The 3342-nt window shown below is 66.5% G+C and carries 6 protein-coding genes; 5 read left to right on the top strand and 1 reads right to left on the bottom strand.

From position 1 onward, the window contains the following. A partial coding sequence (locus ADBZ5N_RS18085; RefSeq protein WP_526259849.1) for a hypothetical protein occupies window positions 1-340 on the top strand: 340 nt, incomplete at its 5' end. A 1-nt stretch (window position 341) separates the two neighbouring features. On the opposite strand, the gene ADBZ5N_RS18090 is transcribed toward ADBZ5N_RS18085, so the two are convergent. After that, a complete protein-coding gene (locus ADBZ5N_RS18090) occupies window positions 342-989 on the bottom strand; it encodes a rhomboid family intramembrane serine protease (RefSeq protein ID WP_526259851.1) in 648 nt (215 codons plus the stop codon). A 585-nt stretch (window positions 990-1574) separates the two neighbouring features. Here ADBZ5N_RS18090 and ADBZ5N_RS18095 point away from each other — a divergent pair. The 4 genes from ADBZ5N_RS18095 to ADBZ5N_RS18110 form a co-directional block, all read left to right on the top strand. Next, the gene (locus ADBZ5N_RS18095) at window positions 1575-1991 is read left to right on the top strand and encodes an STAS domain-containing protein (protein WP_526259853.1); all 417 of its coding nucleotides are present in this window, start codon (window positions 1575-1577) and stop codon (window positions 1989-1991) included. A gap of 64 nt (window positions 1992-2055) precedes the next feature. Next, a complete protein-coding gene (locus ADBZ5N_RS18100) occupies window positions 2056-2691 on the top strand; it encodes a methyltransferase domain-containing protein (RefSeq protein WP_526259855.1) in 636 nt (211 codons plus the stop codon). Window positions 2692-2701: 10 nt separating this feature from the next. After that, window positions 2702-3112: a VOC family protein gene (locus ADBZ5N_RS18105; RefSeq protein ID WP_526259857.1), complete on the top strand. Its 411-nt coding sequence runs from the start codon at window positions 2702-2704 to the stop codon at window positions 3110-3112. A gap of 7 nt (window positions 3113-3119) precedes the next feature. Beyond that, window positions 3120-3342 (top strand): heme-binding beta-barrel domain-containing protein (locus tag ADBZ5N_RS18110; protein WP_526259859.1); only part of this gene is annotated, 223 nt, incomplete at its 3' end.

The raw sequence follows: 3342 nt of genomic DNA on the forward strand, positions 1-3342 counted from the left end.
CTACGACTTCCACACCTGGATATTCACCTTCACGTCCTGCAACCCGCCGGACAGCGTGGAGTTCTGCGCCAACGTCTCGGCCAATCCGATGCCGATCGCCAAAGCCTTCCAGTGGTACGCCAAGGCTTATCAGGCCGACGGCACCTACACCATGACCGTCGATGTTCCCGACGGGCTGCGCTGCGGCAACGTCTACTACGGGCCGGTGATCCCGACCCGCGACGTCTATACCTGGGATGCGGTGACGCTGACCGGCACCTTGCAGTCGTCGTTCGCGGTGGGCTGCGACAACGCCCCAGGCGGCACCTTCACCTACCCGTTCCGGCTGGTGCGGCTCTGACTCAACCGGTCAGCGCGGTGGTGCGCATGACGATCATGAACGCGAACAGCACCAGCAATCCGACCGTCGCGGTGCCCTGCACCAAGCTTCTCCGGTCTCTGGGGGCGTAGATGTAGGCCGCCGCCACCACAGCGCCGGTGATCAGCCCGCCCAGATGGCCCTGCCAGCTGATGTTGGGTATCGAGAACGTCAAGACGAGGTTGATGGCGATCAGGCCGATCAACCAGCGCATGTCGAGGTTGAAGCGCTTGTAGGCCACCGCAGTCGCCCCGAAGAGGCCGAAGATCGCGCCGGAGGCGCCCAGGGTAGCCGTCCGGGGATCGGAGAGCAGGTAGACCGCGACAGAGCCGCCAAGAGCGCTGAGCAGGTACAGACCTGCATAGCGCAGCCTCCCGAGGTGCTGCTCCAACGGCGGACCCAACACGTAGAGGGCGTACATGTTGAACAGGATGTGCACGATGCCGTCGTGCATGAACGCCGAACTGAACAACCGGAAATACTGATCCGCCTGTGCGATCGCGTAGGGCCGCAGCGCAAACCGGGGTGTCAGTGCCGGTAAAGCGATCTGCAGCAGAAAGACCGCGATGTTGACTGCGATCAGCCCGTAGGTGATGACGGGCTTTCCGGTACGGATCGCGGCCCCCGCCACAGTGGTCGCCTGCGGAACACTTTGGACCCCGGCCTGAACACAATCGACACACTGGTGGCCGACGGCGGCGCTGCGCATGCACTCCGGACACACCGGCCGGGCGCATCGGGTGCAACTGACGTACGTCGGACGGTCGGGGTGGCGGTAGCAGCAGGGCATCCCCGCGGGGGTCTGTGCTGGGTGCGGCATGGTCATCGTTTCTGCGACGATACTGGCCCCAACCACGGCGCGGCCGCCAGTCGACGTCGATTGGCTGCCGGGTATTGCCGGTGCGGCTCGCAGGGGATGATCAGCCACGCTCCAAATCGCGCCAAGCGACGACGGGACCCCTTCGCCTCAACGGATTCCATTGCGGGATCTACCATCCGAGACTGAAATCGTTGCGGTACACACCTCCCGGGTGGGGTTGCAACGAGCGCTGAACTGTTCCGATATCCCGGCGAACAGGACTCTGGCCGAACAACTGATTCCGTAGTAGATTCCATTTCAGGTTGAGCTCACAGCCGTCCACAGGGGCGGGCATGCATCGGCCCCCGTAACAGCGATCCATCACCTTTGTGCGGATTTTGCCTGAGGGAGGCCTCCATGCTCATCGCCAATTCTGCGGTTCCACTCGCCATCCCGCGCGCAGCAGCACCCGCCCCCGAACCGGTCCGGGCCCGTGAACTCAGCGCCACCACCGTCCTGATCGCCGCCTTCGGGGAGATCGACGCGGCCACTGCCGACGGCCTTTCCGCGCGGATCGAACATCACCTGAACGGCTACCGGCAACTGGTTCTGGACCTGTCCCGGCTGGAGTTCTTCGGCACCGCGGGATACTCCGTCCTGCGTCGCGTGCATGCCCGGTGCGCCCGCGCCGGCGTGGAATGGGTGCTGGTGCCTGGACCAGAGGTCCAACGGCTGCTGCGGGTCGGCGATCCCGACGGAATCCTGCCCACCGCCCCCAACATCGTCTCGGCAGTGGCCGCCCTGGCGCGCAGCCACACCGCCCGCGTCGGCTGAGAGGCCACCGGGTCGGCGCGGCTGCCATACTTCCCCTGGCAACCCAGGGGAAGAGGTCCGCGATATGACGACGCCGGGACGGCAGTTCAACGCCGCCGTGACACGCTTCTGGAGCATCGCCGCACCGATCTACGATCTGCCCGTCCTGCAACGGTGGGTGTACCGGCCAGGACAGGATGAGGTGGTCGCGAAGCTACGCGCCGCCGGGTCCCGGCGTATCGCCGACATCGCCTGCGGCACGGGCATTCTGACCGCCCGCATGCGTAATGAACTGCGTCCCGACGAGATCTACGGCGTGGACATGTCCGACGGCATGCTCGAGCAGGCCAAGGCCCGGTCGACGCAGGTCCGCTGGATGAAGGGGCCGGCCGAGCAACTGCCCTTCGAGGACGCTTCCCTGGACGCCGTCGTCACCACCTCGGCGTTCCATTTCTTCGATCAGCCCGCGGCGATGCGGGAGTTCCACCGAGTCCTGGCTCCCGGCGGGCTGGCGGCGGTGGCCACCATCACCCCGCCACTGCCCCCGGCGCTGGACCGGTTCGTGCCCAAGGAGGCCGGAGTCCTGCACAGCCCGCGACCGGCCGAGTTGCGGAAACTGTTCACCGACGCCGGATTCGTCGTCACCGACCAACGTCGCGTCGACCGGCCGGTATGGACCCGGATGGTGGGTGACCTGATCACCGTCGGAACGAAGGTCTGAGAGGACGACCGTGGCTGTCCAACTGCTCGCACCCAGCATCGAGGTCGGCCTGGTCACGACCAACCGCGACGCGATGGTCGGTTTCTATGAGGGCTACCTGGGGCTGACCCACCAAGCCGACCTGGATTTCCCCGGCGGGTCGATGAAGCGCTACGCCGTGGGCGCCAACGTGGTGCTCAAACTGGTCAGCTACAACGACCCTCCGGCGTCCCCGCCGACTCCCGGCGGGGGACGCGCCCAGGGCGGGATCCGTTACATCACCCTGGTCGTCGCCGACGTTCGCGACGCCGCCCGGCAAGCCGCCGACTCCGGACACCCCGTTGTCGAAGAACCCACCGCCTTCCCGGCGGTGCCCGGGATGGGGTGGTGCTTCGTCGCCGACCCGGACGGCAACTGGGTCGAACTCGTCGGACCGGTCTAGGCAGCAGATGCCCGAGTTGCACCCCGGCATCGCAACACTGGCTCCGCTGCTGGGGTCCTGGTCGGGTCGCGGCAGCGGGGAGTACCCGACGATCACACCCTTCGACTATCTCGAGGACGTCATCGTCGGCCACACCGGCAAACCGTTTCTGACCTACACCCAGCGGACCCGCTCCCCCGACGGCCAACCGATGCACGCTGAGACGGGCTACCTGCGGATGCCCGCCGGCG

The sequence above is a fragment of the Mycobacterium sp. genome (assembly GCF_044370595.1).
Taxonomy (GTDB): domain Bacteria; phylum Actinomycetota; class Actinomycetes; order Mycobacteriales; family Mycobacteriaceae; genus Mycobacterium.

Bases quoted from the DNA above. Each gene is read 5' to 3' on its own strand.
- ADBZ5N_RS18095 (WP_526259853.1), top strand. From the start codon at position 1,575: ATGCTCATCGCCAATTCTGCGGTTCCACTCGCCATCCCGCGCGCAGCA.
- ADBZ5N_RS18100 (WP_526259855.1), top strand. From the start codon at position 2,056: ATGACGACGCCGGGACGGCAGTTCAACGCCGCCGTGACACGCTTCTGG.